The following is a 23275-nucleotide window of genomic DNA, read 5'->3' on the forward strand; positions in this document are numbered from 1 at the left end:
TCGCAACCGGTTGCTGGAGCAAGAGAACGAGGTTCTGCGTCGAGCGGCGGCCTACCTGTCTCAGGCGAACCTGAAGCTGGGTGGCTCGTCAAAATGATCTACCCGCTCGTGAGCGAGCTCGCCGGCGACGGGATCCCCGTCACGGTTGCGTGTCGGGTCTTGAAGCTTGCGCGTCAGCCGTACTACCGCTGGCTCGAGAACCCGGTCAGTGACGCTGAGTGGGTCCAGGCGCACCGGATCAACGCCCTTCACGATGCCCACGTCGAGGACCCGACATTCGGCTACCGGTTCCTCGGCCATGAGGCGAAGAAGGCCGGCTGGTCGATGAGTCGCCGGACGGCATGGTCGCTGTGCTCGCAATCGGGCATCCTGTCGGCTGCTCAACGCCGCCGCCGTGGCAAGGGCACCAAGGCCGGGCCGCCGGTCTTCGACGATCACGTGCAACGGATGTTCACCGCCGACGTCCCGAACCGGGTCTGGTTCACCGACATCACCGAGCACCGGACTGCCGAGGGCAAGCTCTACTGCTGCGCGATCAAGGACGCCTGCGGACACCGAGTCGTGGGCTACTCGATCAGCGACCGGATGCCCGCTTCGCTGGCCGTCGATGCTCTCAACAACGCCGTCGCACGTCGCAAGGCTGAAGGGCACGACGTCGCCGGCTGCATCCTGCACGCCGACCGGGGCAGCCAGTTCCGGTCCCGGAAGATGGGCCACACGTTGAACCGTCACGGAATGGTCGGCTCGATGGGCCGCGTCGGGGCGGCCGGCGACAACGCCGCCATGGAGAGCTTCTGGTCGCTACTGCAGACCAACGTGCTCAACCAGCGACGTTGGTCGACCCGCCAGGAGCTGCGTCTGGCGATCGTGGTCTGGATCGAACGCAAGTACCACCGGCAACGCCCCCAGGACTCACTCGGCGGGTTGACCCCCATCGAGTACGAGGACAAGATCACCACCGACGCAGCAGCCGCTGCCTAAACAACAACTGTCACCCACGGCTGCATCACGGCCCGTAGACCGGTGATGATGCGTTGTGGTCGCTATGGCAACCACAACGCATCATCATGCGTCCGGGCCTCCTCGAGACGTGATGCGTCAGGGCCGCCATGACAGCCGCAGCGCATCATCATCAGTCCGTGCCCGCAGCCGCGATATCGCGCCGGCCGGAACTCATTGCCCAAAGAATGAGACCCCTTAGGTCAGCCTGAACTTACTTAGGCTAGCTTTAGCTTTACTGGCGACCATTGCGGTGCCCTCCTGGGCGTCGCGACTACCAAGGAGAGGCGTCTGTCGTGGAAACCCCCGTTTCACGCGCGCGGAGCAAGTCCCCACTGCTCGTGCTGTTGACTTCATTACTGATCGTCCTGAGTGGAATCGCGCTGCCCAGCGCCGCTCAGGCCGCCCCTTCAGAGGGCACCGTGTCCGGTGCGACCCTGAACTGGGGCGTCAAGCAGTCGTTCCGCAACTACATCAAGAGCCCGATCGCGCACGGCTCGGTGACGCTGCTCGGCAACACCACCGGCGAGTTCAGCTGGCCTGGGGGTGCCGGCACGGGTGCTACCGACGGTACGTCCGCGGATGTGAGCTTCGGTGCAGGCGACGGCGTGCACTTCCGCGGCCACGAGATGACCGTGGACGGTCAGACCGCCGATGCGTTGGACATGCGGTTCACCAACCCGCGCGTCGTGGTGACATCGGCGACCACAGCCGACCTGTACCTCGATGTCCGCAGCCGCAAGTTCGAAGGTATGACCTCGATCAGTGACGAGTTCTTCGACCAGGCCAACGTGTACTTCGCCACGGTCACTCTTCCCGCACCGGTTCAGGACGGCACGACGTACACGTGGACGGGTGCCACGACCGTCCTCACCGAGGCCGGCGCCGAGGCGTTCGGTGGTTTCTACCCGGTGGGTACGGAGCTCGACCCGCTGACCTTCACCATGCCCGTCGCCGCGACGCCCGATCCCGAGGCCACCACCACGACCCTTTCTGTCGCTCCCGAGGGTGATGTCGAGGAGGGCACCGAGGTGTCCCTCGCCGCCACCGTCGCGCCTGCTGCCGCCGGAACTGTCGCGTTCCGCAATGGTGAGAACGCGCTCGGTGAGCCGGTGACCGTCGAGAACGGCACCGCCACGCTGAAGACCGGCGACCTCCCGGTCGGCGACCACAGCATCACCGCCGTCTTCACTCCGGCCGATGCCGCTGCCCACCTCGGCTCCACGTCGGACCCGGCGACGGTGTCCGTCAAGAAGACCGCCGACCCCGACCCCGTGTGGGAGCCGAAGATCGAGGTCTTCCGTGAGGACGGCACGACTCCGGTGGGTGACACGAAGCTGTCGGAGGGCGACAAGGTCGTCGTCAAGGGCTCGGGCTTTGATCCGGAGGGCAATATCGCTCCGGCTGGTGGCAGGCCCCCGATCTCCGCGGGCTCACCGGCGGGCACCTACGTGGTCTTCGGTCACTTCGCTGAGAACTGGCAGCCGTCCGGTGGCAATGGCGAGCGGAACATCGGCTCGCAGCGCTGGGTCCTCAGCGAGGACGCGCTGAATCAGGTGCCGTCGATGTTCCAGGGCGCGATCCGCGCCCAGTGGGTGGAGCTGTCCGAGGAGGGTGAGTTCGCCTGGGAGGCCACGCTCGAGGAGCCGGAGAAGCTCGCCGAGAACGGCCACTACGGCATCTACACCTACGGCGCCGGCGGCGTGAAGAACGCCGACCAGGAGCTCGGAGTTCGGCTGAACTACAAGGCGGCCGGATCTGAGCCGGAGCCGGTCTGGGAGCCGAAGATCGAGGTCTTCGCCGAGGACGGAGTGACGCCCATCGGCGATGCCGATCTCGAGAAGGGCGACAAGCTCGTAGTCCGCGGCAGCGGATTCGACCCCGAGGCCAATGTCGGTGGTCGCGGCGTCCCGATCCCGAACACCCTCCCGCAGGGCACCTATGTGACCTTCGGTCACTTCGCGGAGAACTGGAAGCCCTCGGCCGAGGTCGCCTCCAGCCAGCGCAAGATCGGCTCGCAGGGCTGGGTCCTGACCAAGGACACGGTCGACAAGATCCCCGCGAACTACCAGCAGATCGTCAAGAACCAGTGGGTCCCGCTGTCGAATGAGGGCACCTTCACCTGGAATGTGACGCTCGAGTCCCCTGAAACCCTGGTCAAGGACGGCCGTTTCGGCATCTACACGTACCCCGGCGGCGGTGTGAAGAACGCCGACCAGGAACTGGCGGCGCTACTCGGCGACTACACGGCCTCGCCCGATGTGGTCAAGCAGCCCGCGGCTGCGTCGATCGCCGAGGGCGACAGTGTGTCCTTCGAGGCGACCGGCAAGGGCGTCCCCGCCCCGTCGGTGCAGTGGCAGTCCAAGGCGGGCAACGCCGACTGGTCCGACATCAAGGGCGCGACGACGACCAAGCTCGACCTCGCCGATGTGTCGGCGGACAAGGACGGCACGCAGTACCGCGCCGTCTTCACTAACGAGCACGGCACAGTCGAGACCAATGCCGCGACCCTTACGGTCGAGAGCCTGCCCGAGCAGCCCTCGAACCCGACGATCGAGATCGAGAAGAACGGTTCGCCGGCCAAGCAGGTCAAGCCGGGCGACAAGATCGACATCGAGATCTCCGATCTGAAGCCGCAGGAGAAGGTCTTCGTCGAGGCGCACTCCGATCCGATCGCGATCGGCAGCCCGGTCGCGAACGCGCAGGGCGTGGCGACGGCCAGCTGGACTGTCCCGGCGAGCTTCCCGGCCGGCAGCCACAACATCGTGGTCTTCGCGGCCGACGGTGATGCGAAGGGCACCGAGCTCGGACGTCAGCCCTTCGCGGTCGCTGCCGCTGAGCCGATCGGCGAGTGCCGACAGGTCACCAGCGAGTCGCTGACGTGGGGCGTGAAGCAGTCCTTCCGCAACTACGTCGGCGGTCCGATCGCCCACGGCAATATCTGGGTGCTCGGTCGTACCACGCAGGCCGACGGCGGTGCCTTCGTCTGGACCAAGGGAGCCGGCAAGTCGGCGCTCGACGGCAGCGCCGTCGACGTCGCCTACGGCACCGGTAACGGCGCCCGCTTCACCGGTCACCAGATGGGTAGCGACTACGCGCTCGACCTGCAGTTCACCAATCCGCGCGTGGTCGTCACCTCGGCCACCACGGCTCGACTGCACGTCGACGTCGCAGGTCGTGACTTCAAGGACATGACCAGCGTCGGTGAGCGGTTCGAGACGAAGGACGTGCACTTCGCCGATCTGGCGCTGAGCGCTCCGGCCACGTCCGGCGCCAAGCGCACCTGGACCAACGCCGCGGCCACGCTGACGGCCGATGGTGAGCGGGCCTTCGGCGGCTTCTACGAGGCCGGCACCGAGCTCGATCCGGTGTCCTTCGATGTGACGACCGGCGCTCAGATCGACTGCGACGATGTCCAGGGTCCCGGCGGCGGCTCGGGGGAGACCCCGGTCGACGGCGGTCCCGGCGGCGGCGATGACAACGGCAACGGTGGCACCACGCCCGGCACCGGCCCTGGTGCCGGTCAGCAGGGTGACCAGTGTGTCGCTCGTGAGGTCACCGGCGGCAGCCTCGAGTGGGGTCTGAAGGCCAGCTTCCGCGAGTACGTCGGCGGACGCATCGCCAAGGGTCAGTTCTCCGGCGGCAGCTTCTCGGCCACCGGCGGCGCGGTGAACCCGGCCGCGAACGGCATCGGCAAGGTGAACTACTCCGGTGCCATCACGGCCACCGGTCACGGCGGACTGCTCAACTTCAAGCTGAGCAACCCCACCGTGCAGATCACCGGCCCCGGCTCGGGTGTGCTCCATGCCCACGTCAGCTCGACCAACACGAAGGGCGAGACCGTGGTCAACGGCGAGGTCGCGTTCGCGAACCTCTCCTTCAGCGGCGGGGCGGTCAACGGGGACACCATCAGCGTCTCCGGTGCCTCCGCGACGTTGACGGGCGCGGGCGCTACGGCCTTCGCCGGGTTCTACGACGCCGGAACCGCGCTCGACGCGGTCTCCTTCACCGCCAACCTCGGCGGCGAGGTCCCGTGTGACGGCAGCACCGACCCGGGCCAGTTGCCGAAGACCGGTGCGGAGGCCAATGCCGGCCTGCTGGCACTGAGCGCCTTCGCGGTGCTGGCCGGTGCGGCGATCCTCGCCCGTCGTCGTCAGCTGGTGAAGCAGGGCTGCTGATCCAGCTCGGCCGCAGGGTCCGCCCCGCCACACGGCGGGGCGGACCCTGCCCCACGAAAGGACACAGAACATGAAGCGCACGACGATGGCACGAGCAGCCCTCGCCGCGACCATCGGCGCGGCGGGTCTACTGGCCCTGCCGGCGACGGCCTCGGCCGAGCAGACGGACGCCGCTGAGACCTGCGAGGTCACCGGGGGATCCCTGAGCTGGGGCATCAAGGAGAGCTTCCGCGCCTATATCTCCGGAAGCATCGCCAACGGCAGCTGGGAGACCAGCGACGGCGCCACCTACGAGACGCCGTCCTTCGGCTGGACGCCCGCCACGGGATCGATCGATCCTCAGACGGGGGCCGGCCAGGTGTCGTTCACCGGCACCGTCCACTTCACCGGACATGACGGCATCCTCGACATGACGCTGGCCAATCCGACCGTCCAGTTCGGCGAGGACGGGAATGCGACGCTGCTCCTCGATACCCGGGGTACGGACACATCCGGTGCTGTCGCGGTCGACGTCACCCAGGAGCCCATCGCCGAGCTCGGTGCTCTCGGACCGATCGATGCCGAGAGCGGCACGGCAACCTTCGCCGACGTGCCGGTCGCGCTCTCCGAGCAGGGCGCTCCGGCCTTCGCGGACTTCTACGCTCCGGGGGAGGCGCTCGACCCGCTGACGGTGTCCTTCGAGTTCGCCTGCGCCGAGCCGGAGCCCGAACCGACCGAGGCGGCGGCGGACGACGAGTCCGATGTCGAGACGACCGCTGCGGAGTCTGATGACTCGTCCGGCACGCCGTGGCTTCCGATCGGCATCGGTGCCGCGGTCGTCGTCGTGGCCGCCGGAACCGGCACGGCTCTGTACCTGCGCCGCCGGGGCAACCAGGCCGAGTGACGCGCCAGCGCCCGCTCCGCGGGTGACCGATGATGATGCGTTGTGGTCGCGATGGCGACCACAACGCATCATCATTTGTCGCGGGGAGGGCCGAAGCCGATGCGTTACGGCGGCGATGGCGACCGCGATGCATCATCATCCGTCCCGGCCTCCGCCGCGACCATGGATGCGGCGGCGTCAGTGGTGAGGATGTGCCGAGGCGGGCACGCCGGCACCGTGGTGGCGGAGCAGGTAGCGGCTCGCGCCGGCGCCGAGTGCGGTGACGACGGCGATGACGATCATGACCACGAGGTAGGCATGGTCGAAGGCCGCCCGTGCGGTCTCGATCAGATCCGAATCGCCGTTCGCGTAGAGCAGCGTCGTCGCGAGGCTGTCCCCGGCCTCCGGCGGCGCGCCCGCCGGGAGGGTCAGCGTGGCGGTGTAGACGAGCGCGACCAGGCTGCCGATGAAGGCGACCGCGGTGAGATTGCCGAACTCATAGGACACCTCCTCGACCGAGGACGCCATGCCCGCGCGGTGGGCGGGAGCGTTGCCCACGATGGCCGTCGACGCGACACCCATGACGGCGCCGAGCCCGAGCCCCGTCACGGCGAGAGCGATGACGAAGACCGGGATGGGAGCGGTGAAAGTCGTGGCGGCGAGGACGACCCCGATCGTCGTCACGACGAGGCCTCCGGCGATCAGCAGACGCAGTCCCACGCGATGCAGGAAGCCGCCCGCGAGGAGGGCCGTGGGCGCCGACCCCAGCGCCGCCGCGGTGACCAGCAGTCCGGACTGTAGGGGAGTGAACTCCTCGACGAGCTGGAATCGCTGAGTCGTGACGAGTTGGAGACCGCCGAGGACGAACATCGTCAGCGCGGCGGCCAGGACGCCGGCCGAGAAGGCGTTGTTGCGGAAGATCGCGAAGTCCAGCAGCGGATGGGCGAGCCGCAGCTGACGCCGGGTGAACAGCGTGAGGGAGACGACGGCGACCGTCACGGCGATGCCGACGATGGGCCACGACGGCGGCAGGCTGGCGAACTCCTTGATCGCGATGACCACGGACACCAGTCCGGCCATCGCGAGCAGCGAGGACGTCAGATCCCAGGTCTGGCGCTCGTCGGTGCGGTCGGGCGGAGCGATGAGGAAGGTGCCGATCAACGCGATGACGACCACCGGCACGTTGATCAGGAAGACGGACCCCCACCAGAAGACCTCGAGAAGGGCACCCCCGATGATCGGGCCGATCGCGGCGCCGACGACGGCCACCGATCCCCACACCGCGATCGCGAGATTGCGTTCGCGGACGTCCTCGAAGGTGACCCGGATGAGCGCGAGGGTGGCCGGCATCATCGACGCGGCGCCGACCGCGAGGAAGGCGCGGGCCCCGATGAGCACACCGGTGGAGGGCGCGTACGCCGCGACGAGTGAGGCCACGCCGAAGACCGTGAGGCCGATGCGGAACATCAGCACATGTCCGAGCCGGTCACCGAGGGTTCCCGCGCCGAGCAGCAGACCCGCCATCACGACCGGGTAGGCGTTCATGATCCACAGCGACTGCGACGTGCTCGCGCCCAGCTCCTCGATCAGCGTCGGCAGCGCCGTGTAGAGGACGGTGTTGTCCAGGGCGATGAGCAGGAGGGCGCTGCTGACGACCGCCAGCAGCGACCAACGACGAGCCGGGGAGATCATCGGCGGTCCTTTCGGTCGACAACGTCCAAACTGTACCGGATGGACGGTACAGTTTGGGTAACGAGTACGTCACCAGGAGGTCATCATGCGTGTGAGCAAGCGCGAGCACATCCTCGACACCGGACTCGCGATCATCGAGCGCGAGGGACTCACGGCCCTCACCTTCGAGGCGTTGGCCGCCGAGTCGGGCGTCACCAAGGGTGGCCTGCTCTATCACTTCCCGTCTCGCGAGGCGCTGATCGAGGCGATCCACCGGCACGTGGCGGAGCAGTGGAGCGCGGCCGTCCGAGCGGCCGCGGGGGATCGTGAGGTCGAGCGGCTCGATGACCGCGAACGAGTCGAGGCCTACCTGCGATCGACCACTGAGGCGACCCGGGCGGAGCTGCTGCTGATGCTCGAGGCGGCGGACAACCGGTCGCTGCATCGCGTGTGGCAGGAGGTGCTCGATCGCTGGGCACCCTCGACGGATGAAGGCACCGATGACGCCGGCGTGCGGCGCCTCATCGTCCAGCTGGCCGCGGACGGTCTCTGGTTGCATGCGGCGATCGGCGGCGAGCCGCTCTCAGAGGAACTGCGCGCTCGGGTCGACCACGAACTGGCGGCACTGCTCGATCAGTGAGATCGACGGGCGGCGCGGCCCGCCCGCCGGGTGGCATCGGGGGTCTCGCCGAGCACGCGGCGATAGTGCCGGGTGAAGTGCGCTTGATCGGCGTAGCCGAGGTCGGCGGAAAGACCGGCGAGATCGGAGCCGGGTGCGGTGAACAGGACGGTGGCGGCCTCCTGGAGTCGCCGGCAGTCCAGGAGCCACTTGGGGGAGACGCCCAGTCCGCGAGCGACGAGCCGTTCGAGCGTGCGGGTCGAGAGGTCGAAATGCTCCGCGAGCTGGTCGACCCGGGTGAGACTGGCGTCGTTCTCGGCTTCCGCGCACACGTCGTTCAGGAGCCGTCCGGAGGAGTCGATGCGACCTGCCGCGTCGGCGAGCCAGGTAGCCAGGGATTCGGTCAAGGCGGCCTCGTCGTCGAGATCGAGAGCGCCTGGAGGGGGAGTGATCGGCTCGCTGGAGGCGACGAGCCGATCGGGTGGTGTGGAGGTCAGCAGCGGCAGGGCCGCCGGTCGAAGCAGCAGCCCGACGGCCCAGCCCTCGCCGGAGAGCTCACGGACGTCGACCGAGGGGTCCGGGCCGTAGAGCCGGCAGTGACCGGGCATCAGGACGATATTGCCCGCCGGATAGGCGAGCACCCGCTGCGGCCGGGTCTCACCGGCCGGGATCGACCAGCGGACGACCCAGACGTGCCGCACGAGGTCGTCCAGTCCGATGGTGAAACGGCGGAACCATACCTCCGGGTCGCCGGGATTAACGTGCCCCTTCGACTCGATCACTGCGTGCCTCCGTGTCGGATTCGTTCAATACCCGCGGTGTGTCCGAGCGCGAGGATCGTCTCCATGACCGATCACCCTAGAGCCGCGTCCGGACAGTTCACCGACAACGGCATCCCCTACGGCAGCACGAGCATCACCCCGCACCTGGTCGTGTCCCCGGCGAGTGAGGCGCTCACGTTCTACAGCGAGGTCTTCGGCGCGACGGTCGAGGATGTCACCCGCTTCGGCGACGTCATCGCCCATGCCGATCTGGATCTCGGCCACGGTCGTCTCACCCTCAGCGATCCGATGGAGCAGTACGGGCTCGTCGCGCCGAGCGGCGAGGACGCGGTGTCGGCCTCGTTCGCGGTCTACGTGTCCGATACGGACACGGTGGTCGAGCGGGCTGTCGAGCGCGGCGCCACCCTGCGCGAGCCGGTCGACACCTTCGTGTCCGGAGATCGCTTCGGGTCCATCCTCGACCCGTTCGGCGTACGGTGGGCCGTCATGACGCGCGTGGAGGATCTCTCCGCCGAGGAGAGCCGTCGCCGCGTCGCCGCCTGGGCCGCCGAGCAGTAGAAGGGTCAGCGGCGGACAGCGGCGAGATCGCGGATCGTGCGGCCTTTCGCGATCCCCTTCGCCTCGAACTTGGTGACCGGACGGCCCTCGAAGCGCGTGGACCAGTCGCCGGAGAAGTCGAAGTCGTCGGCGCGCGACAGCACGTCGCGCATCTGCTCGGCGTAGTCCTCCCAGTCCGTCGCCAACCGCCAGGTTCCGCCCGGGCGCAGCACGCGAGCCGCGAGGGGGACGAACTCATCGGTCACCAGCCGGCGCTTGTGGTGACGTTTCTTGTGCCAGGGGTCCGGGAACCACACCCGCAGCTCCTCCAAGCAGGCCTCCGGCAGCATCGTGGCGAGCGCCTGGGCCGCGTCGACGATCGCGAGACGGAGGTTGGCGACACCCTCGTGGCGCATCGTCACGAGGGTCTGGGCGACGCCGGGCACGTAAACCTCGAGTCCGAGGAAGTCCGTGTCGGGGTTCTGCGCCGCGGCATGGACGAGCGCCTCGCCGCGGCCGCTGCCGATCTCCATGACCAGCGGCGCCTCGCGTCCGAACACCGTGACCGGATCGAGGCGATGCGCGGTGTCGACCGACGTGCTCGACACCGCGCGCGGCACGTCGAGGACATGGGCATCGGCCAGTTCGTCCCACGCGTCCTGCTGGCGCTCGGTCAGCCGCCCACCGCGACGGATGAACGACACGATCTCGCGGTGATACTGCGGGTCGACGGTCTCCTGGTTCACCAGAACACTCTACGAAGCTGGTCCACGGGGGTAGTGATCCGGTTGCCGCGTTCCACTACAATGGGAGGACTAGAGCACATCACACGACCCGGAGGAACTGATGCGCAGCAACAATCCTGTCTTCGCGCGAAGCGAAGAGTTCAACCGGGCCACGACGCCTCATTCGGATCCGTCCCAGTGGACGATCGACCTGAACGGCGACGCCGGCTCGGCCACCCCGCAGGCACCTGCCCGCACCGATCGGATGACGGTCGACTCCGTGGTCGAGAAGACGGGCATCACGCTCGGTCTCGTCGCGCTGGCCGCTGCCGTCACCTGGTTCCTCACGCCGTCGCTCGACACTCCGGGTGCTCTGGGCGTCACCATGACCTTCGCGATGGGCGGCGCGATCGTGGGCTTCGTGCTGGCGATGGTCAACTCCTTCAAGAAGGTCATCAGCCCCGGTCTCGTGCTCGCGTACGCCGCGGTCGAGGGTGTCTTCGTCGGCGGTTTCTCCAAAGCGATCGCCGGCATGTTCGCCGAGGGCAGCCCGGGCATCGTGTTCCAGGCGGTGCTCGCCACGATCATCGCTTTCGCCGCGACGCTCGGCGCCTACAAGTTCTTCAACATCCAGGTCACCGAGAAGTTCCGCAAGGTCGTCACGATCTCGCTGTTCGCCTTCGTCGGTGTCATCATCGTCAACTTCATCCTCAGCTTCACTCCGCTGGTCAATGAGGGCGGGCTCCGTGGCTTCGGCATGCTCGGCCTGCTCGTCTCGGCCGTCGCCGTGGTGCTGGCTGTGTTCATGCTGATCCTCGACTTCGACTACGTCGAGAAGGGTGTGGCCGCGGGCCTGCCGCAGCGCGAGTCCTGGCGCGCGGCCTTCGGCCTCACCGTCACGCTCGTCTGGCTCTACATCGAGATCCTGCGCATCCTCGCGATCTTCGCCAATAACGACTGAGGTTCCGCTGACGCGAAGGGCCGGCACCCCCACCGGGGTGCCGGCCCTTTCGCCTACCCGGACGCCTCGCCCAGCCAGGTGGCGGTAGACCATCAACCTCACCTCGCGGGTAGCGGTAGGCCGTCAACCTCACCTCCCCGGCGGGGGTAGCCTGTCAACCTTTTCGGGTTTCGATGACGTTGCTGGTCTACCGCCACGAGGGGGAGAGGGGCGCAAGCGGGCGTCAGCGACGACGTCGCAGCACGCGGGCGAGGCGTCCGTCGCGCACGACCTGGGTGCCACCGTGCTCGCTCGCCTCCGTGGCGGCGCGGGCGACGCTCATATAGTCGCGAGGCGCCCCGGTGTAGTCCTCGGAGCGTCGCTCGCGCCAGGACGCCGCAGCGCCCGCGTTGAGGAACGAGACCATCGTGGCGTAGCCGACATCGGAGGGATGGAAGCGATCCTCTCCGAAGAGGACATCCCCCTTGGAGACGAACAACGGACCGAGCAGGTCCGCGAGGGTGACGGCCCGGCCGCCCGCGGCGAGGGTGGCGACCAGCTGACCCCGTGCCATCTTGCGGCTCAGGATCCGGGCGGCGACCCGCAGCGGCTGCGGCAGCTGTTTGACGGTGCCGAGGTCGGGACAGGTGCCGACCACGACATCGGCACCGAGGGAGCGCAGCTCGGCGATGGCCGCCGCCAGCAGGCGTCCCGCACGCCGCGGGGGCACCTGATGGGTGACGTCGTTGGCGCCGATGATGATGATGGCGAGGTCGGGTCGATGGGAGCGGCCCTCGGCGACCTGCTCGCGCAGGTGCGAGGAGCGCGCTCCGACCTTGGCGACCGTCGCGATGTCGACCGGCGTATCGATAAGGTGGGACAGGCCGAACCCGATGAGAGCAGCGGGGGTCTGATCGGCCTGCTTCATGCCGTACCCCACCGCCGCGGAATCGCCCATGAGCAGGACGCGGAGCGGCGTGCCGGGAAAGTCGACGCCGTACACGCCGTCCGAGAGCGGGGGTACCTCGTCGGTGGTGCCGATGCGCTTGCGTGCGAGGAGGACCTCGCCGATGAGGAGCCCATACAGACCCGACAGGGCGACGAGGGCGCCGGCGGCGGCTTTCGTCGTCTTGTCCGGAAGTGCCATGACTCCATCCTAGGGATCGCCTCCGACGCCGCGGGCGAGGCCGTTGGGCCAACGAACTTCCGGCGTAGGACACTACGATGGCCGCGTGAGCGAACTCGTACCCAACCTGCGTGACATCGGCGGAGTGGCGTCGGCTGACGGCACGCTGCGCACCGGTCGTCTGCTGCGCAGCGCGTTGCCCCTGGCCGACGATCGTGCTCCCGAGGGTGTCACCTGGCCTCCCCGGGTGGTCCTCGACCTCCGATCGGCGGGAGAGGTCGAGCCCCAGCACCCGCTCGCTCACACCGGAGCCCAGGTGCGGTCGTTCCCGCTGCTGAGCGCACTGCGCCCGGGGGTGGCGCCGCCGGAGAGTCTCGCCGATCTGTATCTGCTGATGCTCCGGACTTCGGCACCCCCTCTGGTCGAGGTGATCGACCAGATCGCGACGGCTGACGGGCCCACCCTCGTGCACTGCGCTGCGGGCAAGGACCGCACGGGCGTCTCGATTGCGCTCGCCCTGTCCCTCCTCGGGGTTCGGCGCGACGACATCGTGGAGGACTATCTGGTCACCGCGCAGCACGAGAACGAGATCGAGGCTCGTTTCCGGAGGGTCTTCGGCTCGCGTCGCGCGGAGGTGCCCGCCGCGTACTTCGCCACGCCGGTCGAGGCGATCTCCGCGGTCCTCGACGCCTGGCAGGCCCACGACGACGGCGTGCACGGCTGGTTCCGCGCCGCCGGCGGCGACGCGAGCACCGTCGACCGTCTTCGCGAACGGCTCGTGGGATGATCGGCGACCACACGATCCCGGCCCGGGAGGTCCCGCTCGGGGGCCTGCGCCAGCTGACGGTGCACCGCACCTTGCCGAGCCGTGCGTTGCCCACCATCGGTGCCTGGTGCTTCGTCGACCACTTCGGCCCCACCGACGAGGCGATGACGGTGCTGCCGCACCCGCACACCGGTCTGCAGACGGTGACCTGGCCGCTGAGCGGCGAGATCCGCCATCGCGACAGCCTGGGCAGCGATGTGGTGTTGAGGCCCGGCGAGCTGAATCTGATGACCTCGGGCGATGGTGTCTCCCATTCGGAGTTCTCGGTGGACACCCCTGCGGGCGAGCAGATGCACGGGGTACAGCTGTGGGTTGCCCTGCCCGATGCCGACCGGCGCGGCCCAGCCGGGTTCGACCACCATGCCGAGCTGCCGCGGATCGAGGCCGACGGCTGGAGCGCGACCGTGCTCATCGGAGAGTTCGGCGGCCGACGGTCGGCCGCCACCGTGTTCTCGCCGCTCGTGGGAGTGGAGCTGCGTCTGCGAGCGGGCACGCACGAGCTCCCGCTCGACCCGTCCTTCGAACACGGCCTGCTCGCCGTCGACGCACCGATCGCGGTCGATGGCGTGGGGGTGGACCATCGCCTGCTGCGGTATCTGGCGCAGGGTCGAGGGCGGGTCGAGATCGCCGCGGAGACGGATACGACCGTGATGCTGCTCGGTGGGGAGCCCTTCGAGGAGGAGCTCGTCATGTGGTGGAACTTCATCGGCCGTACGCACGAGGACATCGTCCGGGCGCGTGAGGACTGGCAGGGGCAGGCCGCGCGTTTCGGACATGTCGACGGACATGACGGTCAGATCATCCCGGCGCCGCCCATGCCGGAGCTGCGCCTGAGGCCTCGCCGGCGTCGCCTGGAGGAGTGAGGCCTTCCAAACGGCCGACCCCTTCCGCTCGGCCTGCCGTTCGGATACTGTCAGTATCCGAATGACTTGGAGGTTCCATGACCTACTTCACCGGGCGGGTCGCCGTCGTCACGGGTGCCGGATCGGGGATCGGCCGGGCGCTGGCCGTCGAGCTCGCCAGGCGCGGCGCGCGCGTCGCGATGAGCGATGTCGACACCGCGGGACTCGCGGAGACCGCCGAACTGGCGTCGAGGTACGGCGCTGACCTGCGCAGCGATCACCTCGACGTGACGGAGCGCGATGCGGTCCTCGCGTATGCGGCGTCCGTGGCCGAGGAGTTCGGCACCGTCAACATCGTCATCAACAATGCGGGCATCGCCTTCACCGGCGATATCGAGGAGATGGAGTTCAAGGATCTCGAGCGGGTGACCGATGTCGACTACTGGGGCGTCGTCAACGGCACCAAGGCCTTCCTGCCGTATCTGGTCGCCTCCGGTGACGGGCACGTGGTCAACGTGTCGAGTGTCTTCGGTCTGATCTCGGTACCCAGCCAGGGCGCGTACAACGCGGCGAAGTTCGCCACGCGAGGTTTCACCGAGGCCTTGCGGATGGAGATGATCGCCAAGCGCCGCCCGGTGTCCGTCACCTGTGTCCACCCCGGCGGCATCAAGACGAATATCGCCCGAAGCGCGGGACAGAGCGCCGGTCGCGACCACGATGCGCTCGCGTCGTCCTTCGATCGCATCGCACGCACCAGCCCGGAGAAGGCGGCCCGGGTCATTCTCGGGGGTGTCCAGAAGCGCAAGGCGCGGGTGCTCATCGGCGCCGATGCGGTGGCGATCGACGCGCTGGCTCGTATCGCCGGGCCGGCCTACCAGCGGCTGGTGGCGGCGGTCGGCACGCGAAGCGGGCTGTGATGGTACGCAACGCATGGTCGCAGACCTTCGAACATCCTTCCGGCCGTCTGCCGATCGCCGGCGATGCCCGGCAGTTGCGCGACGGCACGCCGCTGCGCAATGTCATGAGGCTCGCCCCGGAGTTCGGTGAGATCTTCGAGATCAAGGTGTTCGGCCAGAAGTTCGTCTTCGTGCAGAGCGCCGAGTTGGCTGCCGAACTGTGCGATGAGAAGCGCTTCCACAAGGCGCTGTCGCCGGCGCTGGCGGCGCTCCGCGAGTTCGTGGGGGATGCGCTCTTCACGGCCTACGACGGAGAGGAGAACTGGCAGCGTGCCCACGACATCTTGATGCCGGCCTTCTCCCGGGACTCGATGCGCGGCTACCACGCGACGATGCTCGAGACGGCCGCCGAGATGTTCACGGTGTGGGATCGCCTCGACGGCCCGATCGATGTCACCGCGGACATGACCAAGCTGACGATGGAGACGATCAGCCGATGCGCGTTCAGCCGCGACTTCGGCTCGTTCACCTCTCGTGAGGTGCATCCTTTCGTGCCGGCCATGGTGGCGGCGCTGACGACCGGCATGCGCAAGGCATCCCTCGACACGATCCCGGGCGGCAAGCGCATCGCCCGCAAGATCGACGAGGAGAATGCCGACCACATGGCCTATGTCGATGAGCTCGTCGACGGGCTCATCAGCGATCGTCGCGCTGGAGGAGAGGAGCGCGGTGACCTGCTCGATCTGATGTTGCGGACCGAGCATCCGCAGTCGGGGGAGCGGCTCTCGGATCTCAACATCCGCCACCAGATCCTGACCTTCCTGGTGGCCGGGCACGAGACCACGTCGGGCGCCCTGAGCTTCGCGCTGTACTACCTCTCGCGGAATCCGTCCGCGCTCGCGGCCGCGCATGCTGAGACCGACGCGATCCTGGGCGATGACCGGGACGCCGAGCCGACCTTCGAGCAGGTCCCGAAGTTCCGCCACCTGCGCCGTGTCCTGGACGAGGCGCTGCGCCTCTGGCCCACGGCCCCGGCCTTCGCGCGCAGCCCCCGCGAGGAGACGATGCTGGCCGGCAAGTACCGGATGCAGCCCGATGACTGGGCGCTCGTCATGCTGCCCCTGACGCATCGTGACCCGGCCGTGTGGGGCGAGGATGCCGAGGAGTTCAACCCCGACCGATTCCTGTCCGAGAACAGCCGCGGGCGCGCCAAGAACATCTACAAGCCCTTCGGCACCGGAGAGCGGGCCTGTATCGGGCGGCAGTTCGCGCTGCACGAGGCCATCCTCGTGCTTGCCCGCATCCTGCATCGCTATGAGCTCGTGGGCGACCCCGACTACGAGTTGAAGATCGAGGAGCGGCTCACGATCGTGCCGCGCGGGCTGCGACTGCGGTTCGTGCCGCGAACCCCGGCGTCGGCGGGTCATGAACCGGCTCCGAGCGGCGACGGCGGAGGCGATCGCTGCCCGATCGCGCACTGAGGCTCAGGGCATCGACACGCGGCCGTCGCGGTCGATCGTCCAGTCCGGATTGTGGGCGATCTCCCACAGGTGACCGTCCGGATCGGCGATATAGCCCGAGTACCCTCCCCACGGGGTCGGCTCGGGCTGCTTGCGTAGCGACCCGCCCGCGGCGAGGGCCTCGGCGACGATCTCGTCGACGCCGGCCCGATCGCGGGCGTTGTGGGCCAGGGCGATGCCCCCGAAGGTCGCCCCGGTGTCCTCGACTCCAGCATCGGCCGCCAGCTCCTGACGGCTCCACAGGGCGAGGACGATGCCGGGTAGCTGATAGAAGGCGACCTCGGGCTCGTCATTGTGCTTGACGAACCCGAGGCCGTTCTCGTAAAAGGCTCGCGATCGGGCGAGGTCGGCGACGCCGAGGGTCACGAGGCTGAGTCGTTGCTCCATGCTCGCACCGTAGCGCCGCCGTCCGACACCTCGCGCGACTTCTTACTCCAGCTCGTTGCCGGCCGGTCCCTCGGAGATGGCGATCCGCGTCGGCTCGGTGCCGGCGTAGACATTCGCCACGCGGATGCTCAGCACGCCCTTGTCGTACGAGGCGCTGACCGCGTCCGCTCCGACGTGCGAGGGGAGGGTGAAGGTCCGCTCGAACTGGCCGTAACGGATCTCGCGGATGCTGCGGCCCTCGGTCTGCTCGTCACGCTCGTCGCGACGCTCGCCGCGCACGACCAGGCGGTTCTGCACGACCTCGACGGTGACGTCGCTGGCGACATCGATGCCCGGGACCTCCAGACGTACGACGACGTCATCGCCGTCACGATGCGACTCGGCGGCCGGCATGAAGTCCGTGCGGACCGACTCCGGCCACGCGGATGGCCCGAAGGCCGAGCGCATCAGGTTGTCGAAGGGGTCACGGCGGGTGAACAGGGAAAGAGTGGTCGACATGATGTCCTCCTTCGTCAGGTCCGGTCCCCATGACCGGTATGCCTTGAGTGTAGGAGACTCAACTTTCTTGATTCAAGTCGTTCGCTAGGAGCGAAAAGCCTGCAAGCGCAGCCCTGCCGCGGCGGCGATCTGTCCGTAGTCGGCGGCGAGGCTCTCGCGGGTGGCGTGCGCGTTGAGTCCACTCGGGTTCGGTGCGATCCACAGCTGGGCCTTCACGAGATCCGCCGGCTGGCGACCTGCCTGTGCCCGGAGCTCGCCGAAGGCCTGCCGATAGGCGGTCACGCCGAGCACAGCGACGACGCGTGGCTCGCGGTCGGCCACCAGCGCCTCGAGACGGGTGCGCCCGGCGCGCAGCTCCTCCGCGGTGAGGTCATCGGCCCGCGCCGAGGCGCGAGCCACGAGATTGGTGATCCCCACGCCTCGTGCGCTCAACCGCGCCGACGCCTCCGCCGGATCGATGGAGTCGACGAGGCCCGCATCGCGCAGTGCGGGATAGAAGCGATTGCCACGCCGCGCGAAGTGCAGGCCGGTGGCCGCGCTCACCAGCCCGGGGTTGATGCCCACGAACAGCAGCCGCAGGTCATCGGGCATGACATCGGGGATGGTCCGGCCGGCGAAGGACGCCAGCTCGGCTCGCGTCCACGAGGTCACGCGTACTGCACGCCCGTCGCGTGCAGCGGGCAGTAGCCGAAGGGGTTCCTCACCAGATACTGCTGATGCCCCTCTTCGGCGTAGAAGTACTCGTCCAGGGGTTTGATCTGCGTGGTGATCTCGCCGTAGCCGTGCGCGGTCATCTGACGCTGGTAGGCGTCCTTCGAGGCCTCGGCCTCGCGCTGCTGCTCCGGCGTGGTGGTCAGGATGATCGACCGGTACTGGCTGCCGCGGTCATTGCCCTGGCGCATGCCCTGTGTGGGGTCGTGGTTCTCCCAGAACACCTTCAACAGGTCCGCGTAGCTCGTGACCGAGGGATCGAACACCACGCGCACGACCTCGGCGTGGCCGGTCTGACCCGTGCAGACCTCCTCGTAGGTGGGATGCGGCGTGATGCCCCCGGCGTAGCCGACCGAGGTCGACCAGACCCCCGGCTGCTCCCAGAAGGTCTTCTCCTCGCCCCAGAAGCACCCCAGGCCGAACACGGCGATCTCGAAGCCCTCCGGGCCATCGGTCTCGATCGGGTTCCCGGTCACCAGGTGGCGATCGCCGACGGAGAAGGGGCGCTCGGAGCGTCCCGGCAGGGCGCTCTCGGCCGTGGGCAGCGTGGACTTGTCGCGACCGAAGATCATGGGCGGTCCTCTCCTCGGGAGTCGAAGGTTTCCCAGCAGGTCGAGTCTACGCGCGCGGGCCACCGGTCGAGGCCGGGCGAGGACCGGGGCCGAAGGCGAGTGGGGATCGCTGAGGTCTGGGACACTGTCGTGATGATGACCCAGGTGCTCATCCTCGTCGACGTCGACGGGCGCGGCGGTGGGACGACGGCGCACACGAACTGTTCGGCTATGCCGCCGGGCAGGTGCTCGGCCAGCGCGTCGATTTTCTGATTCCGGCGCATCTGCGTGGGGCGCATTGGCAGCGATTCACGCGCACTATGTCCCAGCCTGAGGTCAAGGACATGCGGGCCGATATGCCCGTGCTGTGCGCCGACGGTCGGATCCGTTCGTTCGCCGGCCGGTTGCTGGCGCTGAGCGACGGGTTGAACCAGGCGGTAGGCGCGCCGTCGCGATCTTCACCGATGCCGGGAGTGTGGGCTTCGATCCGTTCGGGTGACGGGGTGAGGTCATGCGTCGATGTCGCGCATCCGTGCGTGCAGGCCTCGGATCTCTGCTGCCAGCTCCGGCACGGGCCCGCGGGTCGGGATCCGCGGGGCCACCTGGGTGATCGGCAGTGGTGCCACCGGTCCGGCGGGAATGCCCCAGGCCCGGTGCCATTCGGTCAACTGAGCGCTGCTGGTGGCGAAGACGATGGTGCCCAATCCGACCCAGGCGTGCGCCGCGCTGCACATGGGACAGTGCTCACCCGAGGTGTAGACGGTACTGCCGGCGCGCTGCTGCGATGTGAGATGCGCCGCACCCCATCGCGCGATCTCGAACTCGGGATGGCGGGTGTGGTCGCCGCCCTTGACGCGATTGCGATCCTCGAAGACCACTGTGCCGTCCGGGTCGACGAGCACGGAGCCGAAGGGCTCGTCTCCGTCCTCGAGCGCCTCGCTCGCGAGCTCGACGCAACGCCGCAGATGGACAAGATCGGTCTCGGTGATCGCCGCGCCGTCAGCCATGGCTCCACGGTACTCAGCGGCGTCCGGTTTTCGCCGTAGGCTCAGACATGTGAGCGCCGAAGATGCACCGGCCGGTGGCCGACGTTACGAAGTGCCCCTCGGGGTCGAGATCGCTACCGCGTGGTCGTGGCGGCTCATCGTCATCGGTGCCGGGGTCCTCGCCCTCGCCTGGGTGATGGGATTCTTCTCCGAGGTCACCATCCCCATCGCGGTGGGCCTGTTGCTGACCGCGCTGTCGATCGGCACGGTGGACGCTCTGACGCGGCGCAAGGTGCCGCGGATCCTCGCGACCTTCATCGTCGTGATCGGGATGATGCTCGCCCTCAGCGGACTGGTCACGCTCGTGGGGACGCAACTGTCGTCGCAGTTCAATGAGATGCGCGACTCCGTGGTCGAGGGGATCTCCCAGGTGCAGGACTGGGCCAAGAACGGGCCGCTGAACCTCAGCGACGCCCAGCTCTCGCAGTGGATCGAGCGGCTGCAGTCGGCCATCGCCTCCAGCGATTCGTCGGTCATCAATCAGGCGACCGAGGTCGGCACGCGGGTGACGCACTTCGTCGCGGGCTTCTTCATCGCGATCTTCGCGGCGTTCTTCTTCCTCTACGACGGCGCCAGGATCTGGAACTGGGTCGTGCAGTTCTTCCCGCGTGCCTCGCGCAGCAAGGTCCGGTCGTCCGGCCGCGCCGCGTGGGGGTCGCTCACCGCGTTCGTCCGCGCGACGGTTCTCGTCGCCCTGGCCGACGCGATCGGCATCGCGCTGGTGGCGGTCGTGCTCCAGGTGCCGCTGGCCCTCGCGATCGGTGTCCTGGTCTTCCTCGGTGCCTTCGTGCCGATCGTCGGCGCCCTCGTCTCGGGCCTCGTCGCCGTCTTGGTCGCACTGGTGGCCCACGGGCCGGTGACCGCACTGCTGATGCTGGGCGGGGTCATCGCCGTCCAGCAGATCGAGTCGCACGTCCTGCAGCCCTTCCTCATGGGCCACATCGTGGCGATCCATCCGCTGGCGATCATCCTCGTCATCGCCAGCGGGATCGTGGTCGCGGGCATCGTCGGCGCGCTCCTCGCCGTTCCGTTCGCCGCCTGCGCGAACAGCGTCGTCAGACACCTGGCCGAGGGTGAGCCACCCACCACGGACGGCCTCCTCGGCGACGAAGCGCAACCCACCTGAGAGCGAAGCTCGTCATGTCATCCGGGCTTCAGCAGGGCTGAAGCCCGGATGAAGCGATCCTGAGAGTTTCTGGTAATGTCGATCGTCGGTTGACTTTTCGTCGACCGCCAGAGCAAGAAAACGGCAGAGGCCTGTGCGAGACCGGGGGGATGAACCGCGGGCCGGAAGATGAGGCATCTGACGTGGCATTGATCGAAGCAGAGCACCTCTACAAGGTGTTCGGCCGTGGCGCCAAGCGCGCGGTCGGACGACTCCAAGCGGGAGAGTCTCGCGACGACCTACGAGCCGATGGCATCACCGCAGCCGTCATCGACGCGAGCTTCCGGGTCGAGCGTGGCGAGATCTTCGTGGCCATGGGCTTGTCCGGCTCGGGCAAGTCGACGCTGATCCGCATGATCAACGGTCTCCTCACCCCGACCGACGGCACCGTGCTGATCGACGGCGAGGACATCAACGCGCTCGACTCGCAGGGCCTGCGTCGCGTCCGGCGCGAGAAGGTCAGCATGGTCTTCCAGCACTTCGCCCTGCTGCCGCACCGTACCGTCGGCGAGAACGCCGCGTACGGACTCAAGCTGCGTGGCATGAACCGCGCGGAGCGTGAGCGGCGCGCCGACGAAGCGCTGGGCATGGTGGGCCTCGGGGGCTGGGGCGGATCGATGCCCGATGAGCTCTCCGGCGGCATGCGTCAGCGCGTGGGTCTCGCTCGCGCTCTGGCGGCCGGTACCGAGATCCTGCTGATGGACGAGGCGTTCAGCGCCCTCGACCCGCTCATCCGTCGTGAGATGCAGGACCAGCTCCTGGAGCTGCAGTCCGATCTCGATAAGACCATCGTCTTCATCACCCACGACCTCAACGAGTCCATGCGCCTGGGCGATCGCATCGCCATGCTGCGCGATGGCCGCGTCGAGCAGGTCGGATCGTCCGAGGAGATCCTCAACAACCCGGCCAACGACTACGTCGCGCAGTTCATCCAGGACGTCGACCGCACCCGCGTGCTGACCGCGTCCTCGGTGATGGAGCGTCCCGTGGCGGTGCTCGGCCTCGAGCAGGGGCCTCGCACGGCACACAAGCTCATGCGCGAGCACCAGATCTCGTCGCTCATGGTGGTCGACCGGCAGCGCAACCTGAAGGGCGCGGTGCTGGAGAAGGACGTCGCCGCCGCGGTGGAGCGGGGCCAGGACACGCTCGACGGCCTGGTGTTCGCGGCCGTCACCGTCACGCCCGAGGTAGCGGTGGCCGACCTGTTCGGCGCATCGGCCGAGAGCCCGGCGCCGCTCGCGGTCGTCGAGGGTGAGCGACTCGTCGGTGTCATCCCCCGCGTCACACTGCTCAGCGCCCTGGGCGCCGTGGGCGGTCACGACGACGGCGCGCAGGGCACCAACGGAATCGGCTCCACCGCACACCTCGAGGGGGCGAGCTCATGAGCGCACTGCGCAGTATGGAGACCGTGGAGTGGGGGATTCCCCGCATCCCGCTCGGCGATGTGATCGAAGACGCCATCAACTGGGTCAAGAGCACCTTCCGCTGGTTCTTCAATTTCATCGCCGATGTGATCGAGGCGGCCGTCAACGGGCTGACCGATCTTCTGCAGTGGCCGCCGGTCCTCGTGACGGTCGTGATCCTGGCGGCGATCGCCTGGCTGGTGCGCGACTGGAAGCTGGCGCTCGGCTCCGTCGTGGGCCTGCTGTTCATCGTCAGCGTCGACCAGTGGGACAACGCGATGGCCACCCTCTCGCTGGTGCTCGTCGCCGCGCTGGTGGCGCTGGTCATCGGCATCCCGCTGGGCATCTTGTCGGCGCGCTCCGAAGCCGTCAGCCGGGTCGTCCGGCCGGTGCTCGACCTGATGCAGACCATGCCGGCCTTCGTCTGGCTCATCCCCACGGTGATGCTGTTCGGTCTCGGCGTTCCCGCCGGCACCGTGGCGACGATCGTCTTCGCGCTGCCGCCGGGCGTGCGCCTCACCGAACTGGGTATCCGCCAGGTCGACTCCGAGGTCGTCGAGGCCGGACAGGCCTTCGGCGGCACACCACGGCAGATCCTGGGCGGCATCCAGATGCCGTTGGCGATGCCCACCATCATGGCCGGCGTCAACCAGGTGATCATGCTGGCGCTGTCCATGGCCGTCATCGCCGGCATGGTCGGCGGTGCGGGTCTCGGTGGTGCCGTCATCACCGCGATCCAGCGGTTCAACGTCGGCCTCGGCTTCGAAGCGGGCCTCTCGGTGGTCGTGCTGGCGATCCTGCTGGACCGCATCACCGCGGCCGCGGGTGCCGGTGGCCTGGGCCGCTTCAAGGGCCGCCGCCGCGCACGCGAGGACAAGGACGCCCGGCAGCAGTCGGCGGAGGCCGGTGACAAGCCGGTCGGCGTGCACATCGCGAATGGTCCCTGATCCACCCGACCCCTCGAAACACACCAGACGTACGTAGTAACGAT

At 68.3% G+C, this 23275-nt stretch carries 22 protein-coding genes and 1 pseudogene; 14 read left to right on the top strand and 9 right to left on the bottom strand.

Annotated elements, in window-relative coordinates; genetic code table 11:
* The first annotated feature begins 93 nt into the window (after positions 1–93).
* The 3 genes from FNM00_RS13970 to FNM00_RS13980 all read left to right on the top strand — a co-directional run bounded on the left by FNM00_RS13970 (position 94) and on the right by FNM00_RS13980 (position 6060).
* Positions 94–981: an IS3 family transposase gene (locus FNM00_RS13970; protein ID WP_143914167.1), complete on the top strand. Its 888-nt coding sequence runs from the start codon at positions 94–96 to the stop codon at positions 979–981.
* Between the two features lie 314 nt (positions 982–1295).
* Positions 1296–5177: an HtaA domain-containing protein gene (locus FNM00_RS13975; protein WP_185973165.1), complete on the top strand. Its 3882-nt coding sequence runs from the start codon at positions 1296–1298 to the stop codon at positions 5175–5177.
* Between the two features lie 70 nt (positions 5178–5247).
* Positions 5248–6060: an HtaA domain-containing protein gene (locus FNM00_RS13980; RefSeq protein WP_143914169.1), complete on the top strand. Its 813-nt coding sequence runs from the start codon at positions 5248–5250 to the stop codon at positions 6058–6060.
* A gap of 177 nt (positions 6061–6237) precedes the next feature.
* Here FNM00_RS13980 and FNM00_RS13985 read toward each other — a convergent pair whose 3' ends face one another.
* Complete coding sequence (locus FNM00_RS13985; RefSeq protein WP_143914170.1) at positions 6238–7731, bottom strand: MFS transporter; 1494 nt, start codon at positions 7729–7731, stop codon at positions 6238–6240.
* An 85-nt stretch (positions 7732–7816) separates the two neighbouring features.
* On the opposite strand from FNM00_RS13985, the gene FNM00_RS13990 reads away from it, so the two are divergent.
* Positions 7817–8350, top strand: a complete 534-nt coding sequence (locus FNM00_RS13990; RefSeq protein ID WP_143914171.1) for a TetR/AcrR family transcriptional regulator — start codon at positions 7817–7819, stop codon at positions 8348–8350.
* Here FNM00_RS13990 and FNM00_RS13995 read toward each other — a convergent pair.
* Positions 8344–9111: an AraC family transcriptional regulator gene (locus tag FNM00_RS13995; RefSeq protein ID WP_221933741.1), complete on the bottom strand. Its 768-nt coding sequence runs from the start codon at positions 9109–9111 to the stop codon at positions 8344–8346. The two genes, FNM00_RS13990 and FNM00_RS13995, sit on opposite strands and share 7 nt — an antisense overlap.
* A 63-nt stretch (positions 9112–9174) precedes the next feature.
* On the opposite strand from FNM00_RS13995, the gene FNM00_RS14000 reads away from it, so the two are divergent.
* On the top strand, positions 9175–9669 hold the full coding sequence (locus FNM00_RS14000; RefSeq protein ID WP_143914172.1) for a VOC family protein: 495 nt from the start codon (positions 9175–9177) through the stop codon (positions 9667–9669).
* 5 nt (positions 9670–9674) lie between these two features.
* Here FNM00_RS14000 and trmB read toward each other — a convergent pair whose 3' ends face one another.
* Complete coding sequence (gene trmB / locus FNM00_RS14005) at positions 9675–10394, bottom strand: tRNA (guanosine(46)-N7)-methyltransferase TrmB (RefSeq protein ID WP_246065188.1); 720 nt, start codon at positions 10392–10394, stop codon at positions 9675–9677.
* A 100-nt stretch (positions 10395–10494) separates the two neighbouring features.
* On the opposite strand from trmB, the gene FNM00_RS14010 reads away from it, so the two are divergent.
* Positions 10495–11334 carry a Bax inhibitor-1/YccA family protein gene (locus FNM00_RS14010; RefSeq protein ID WP_143914174.1) on the top strand — a complete coding sequence of 280 codons (840 nt, stop codon included), beginning with the start codon at positions 10495–10497 and terminating at the stop codon, positions 11332–11334.
* 223 nt (positions 11335–11557) lie between these two features.
* Here FNM00_RS14010 and FNM00_RS14015 read toward each other — a convergent pair whose 3' ends face one another.
* Positions 11558–12460 (bottom strand): SGNH/GDSL hydrolase family protein, encoded by a 903-nt coding sequence (locus tag FNM00_RS14015; RefSeq protein ID WP_143914175.1) that lies wholly within the window; start codon positions 12458–12460, stop codon positions 11558–11560.
* Positions 12461–12545: 85 nt separating this feature from the next.
* Here FNM00_RS14015 and FNM00_RS14020 point away from each other — a divergent pair, with 85 nt between their 5' ends.
* The 4 genes from FNM00_RS14020 (at position 12546) to FNM00_RS14035 (ending at position 16484) form a co-directional block, all read left to right on the top strand.
* Positions 12546–13226 carry a tyrosine-protein phosphatase gene (locus FNM00_RS14020; RefSeq protein WP_185973166.1) on the top strand — a complete coding sequence of 227 codons (681 nt, stop codon included), beginning with the start codon at positions 12546–12548 and terminating at the stop codon, positions 13224–13226.
* Positions 13223–14128: a pirin family protein gene (locus tag FNM00_RS14025; RefSeq protein WP_143914177.1), complete on the top strand. Its 906-nt coding sequence runs from the start codon at positions 13223–13225 to the stop codon at positions 14126–14128. The genes FNM00_RS14020 and FNM00_RS14025 overlap by 4 nt, the downstream gene beginning before the upstream one ends.
* A 77-nt stretch (positions 14129–14205) precedes the next feature.
* Positions 14206–15024: an SDR family NAD(P)-dependent oxidoreductase gene (locus FNM00_RS14030; RefSeq protein ID WP_143914178.1), complete on the top strand. Its 819-nt coding sequence runs from the start codon at positions 14206–14208 to the stop codon at positions 15022–15024.
* Complete coding sequence (locus FNM00_RS14035) at positions 15024–16484, top strand: cytochrome P450 (RefSeq protein ID WP_143914237.1); 1461 nt, start codon at positions 15024–15026, stop codon at positions 16482–16484. Before FNM00_RS14030 ends, FNM00_RS14035 begins: the two co-directional genes overlap by 1 nt.
* A gap of 3 nt (positions 16485–16487) precedes the next feature.
* On the opposite strand, the gene FNM00_RS14040 is transcribed toward FNM00_RS14035, so the two are convergent.
* The 4 genes from FNM00_RS14040 to msrA all read right to left on the bottom strand — a co-directional run bounded on the left by FNM00_RS14040 (position 16488) and on the right by msrA (position 18691).
* Complete coding sequence (locus FNM00_RS14040; RefSeq protein WP_143914179.1) at positions 16488–16910, bottom strand: VOC family protein; 423 nt, start codon at positions 16908–16910, stop codon at positions 16488–16490.
* Between the two features lie 42 nt (positions 16911–16952).
* Positions 16953–17408, bottom strand: coding sequence for an Hsp20/alpha crystallin family protein (locus FNM00_RS14045; RefSeq protein WP_143914180.1), 456 nt, complete (start codon positions 17406–17408; stop codon positions 16953–16955).
* An 84-nt stretch (positions 17409–17492) separates the two neighbouring features.
* Entirely contained in the window at positions 17493–18059 is a 567-nt protein-coding gene (locus tag FNM00_RS14050) for a mismatch-specific DNA-glycosylase (protein WP_221933742.1), read from the bottom strand.
* The gene (gene msrA, locus FNM00_RS14055; protein WP_143914181.1) at positions 18056–18691 is read right to left on the bottom strand and encodes a peptide-methionine (S)-S-oxide reductase MsrA; all 636 of its coding nucleotides are present in this window, start codon (positions 18689–18691) and stop codon (positions 18056–18058) included. The genes FNM00_RS14050 and msrA overlap by 4 nt, the downstream gene beginning before the upstream one ends.
* A gap of 116 nt (positions 18692–18807) precedes the next feature.
* Here msrA and FNM00_RS19550 point away from each other — a divergent pair.
* Positions 18808–19053: pseudogene (locus FNM00_RS19550) on the top strand (PAS domain S-box protein); the annotation flags it as partial.
* A 126-nt stretch (positions 19054–19179) separates the two neighbouring features.
* Here the strand turns inward: FNM00_RS19550 and FNM00_RS14065 are convergent.
* A complete protein-coding gene (locus tag FNM00_RS14065) occupies positions 19180–19677 on the bottom strand; it encodes a nucleoside deaminase (protein ID WP_143914182.1) in 498 nt (165 codons plus the stop codon).
* Positions 19678–19726: 49 nt separating this feature from the next.
* On the opposite strand from FNM00_RS14065, the gene FNM00_RS14070 reads away from it, so the two are divergent.
* The 3 genes from FNM00_RS14070 (at position 19727) to FNM00_RS14080 (ending at position 23231) form a co-directional block, all read left to right on the top strand.
* Positions 19727–20842, top strand: a complete 1116-nt coding sequence (locus tag FNM00_RS14070) for an AI-2E family transporter (protein WP_246065189.1) — start codon at positions 19727–19729, stop codon at positions 20840–20842.
* Positions 20843–21024: 182 nt separating this feature from the next.
* Entirely contained in the window at positions 21025–22266 is a 1242-nt protein-coding gene (locus FNM00_RS14075; protein WP_143914184.1) for a quaternary amine ABC transporter ATP-binding protein, read from the top strand.
* Positions 22263–23231 (top strand): ABC transporter permease, encoded by a 969-nt coding sequence (locus FNM00_RS14080; RefSeq protein WP_240191405.1) that lies wholly within the window; start codon positions 22263–22265, stop codon positions 23229–23231. The genes FNM00_RS14075 and FNM00_RS14080 overlap by 4 nt, the downstream gene beginning before the upstream one ends.
* The last annotated feature ends 44 nt before the right edge of the window (positions 23232–23275 follow it).

The sequence above is a fragment of the Aeromicrobium piscarium genome, from assembly GCF_007421815.1.
GTDB classification, from domain to species: Bacteria; Actinomycetota; Actinomycetes; order Propionibacteriales; family Nocardioidaceae; genus Aeromicrobium; species Aeromicrobium piscarium.

Coding starts and splice junctions, on each gene's coding strand:
- msrA (WP_143914181.1), bottom strand. CDS start 18,691: ATGATCTTCGGTCGCGACAAGTCCACGCTGCCCACGGCCGAGAGCGCC.
- FNM00_RS13990 (WP_143914171.1), top strand. CDS start 7,817: ATGCGTGTGAGCAAGCGCGAGCACATCCTCGACACCGGACTCGCGATC.
- FNM00_RS14065 (WP_143914182.1), bottom strand. CDS start 19,677: ATGGCTGACGGCGCGGCGATCACCGAGACCGATCTTGTCCATCTGCGG.
- FNM00_RS14035 (WP_143914237.1), top strand. CDS start 15,024: ATGGTACGCAACGCATGGTCGCAGACCTTCGAACATCCTTCCGGCCGT.
- FNM00_RS14000 (WP_143914172.1), top strand. CDS start 9,175: ATGACCGATCACCCTAGAGCCGCGTCCGGACAGTTCACCGACAACGGC.
- FNM00_RS14080 (WP_240191405.1), top strand. CDS start 22,263: ATGAGCGCACTGCGCAGTATGGAGACCGTGGAGTGGGGGATTCCCCGC.
- FNM00_RS14015 (WP_143914175.1), bottom strand. CDS start 12,460: ATGGCACTTCCGGACAAGACGACGAAAGCCGCCGCCGGCGCCCTCGTC.
- FNM00_RS14045 (WP_143914180.1), bottom strand. CDS start 17,408: ATGTCGACCACTCTTTCCCTGTTCACCCGCCGTGACCCCTTCGACAAC.
- FNM00_RS14040 (WP_143914179.1), bottom strand. CDS start 16,910: ATGGAGCAACGACTCAGCCTCGTGACCCTCGGCGTCGCCGACCTCGCC.
- FNM00_RS13985 (WP_143914170.1), bottom strand. CDS start 7,731: ATGATCTCCCCGGCTCGTCGTTGGTCGCTGCTGGCGGTCGTCAGCAGC.
- FNM00_RS14010 (WP_143914174.1), top strand. CDS start 10,495: ATGCGCAGCAACAATCCTGTCTTCGCGCGAAGCGAAGAGTTCAACCGG.
- FNM00_RS14030 (WP_143914178.1), top strand. CDS start 14,206: ATGACCTACTTCACCGGGCGGGTCGCCGTCGTCACGGGTGCCGGATCG.
- FNM00_RS14025 (WP_143914177.1), top strand. CDS start 13,223: ATGATCGGCGACCACACGATCCCGGCCCGGGAGGTCCCGCTCGGGGGC.
- FNM00_RS13980 (WP_143914169.1), top strand. CDS start 5,248: ATGAAGCGCACGACGATGGCACGAGCAGCCCTCGCCGCGACCATCGGC.
- FNM00_RS13970 (WP_143914167.1), top strand. CDS start 94: ATGATCTACCCGCTCGTGAGCGAGCTCGCCGGCGACGGGATCCCCGTC.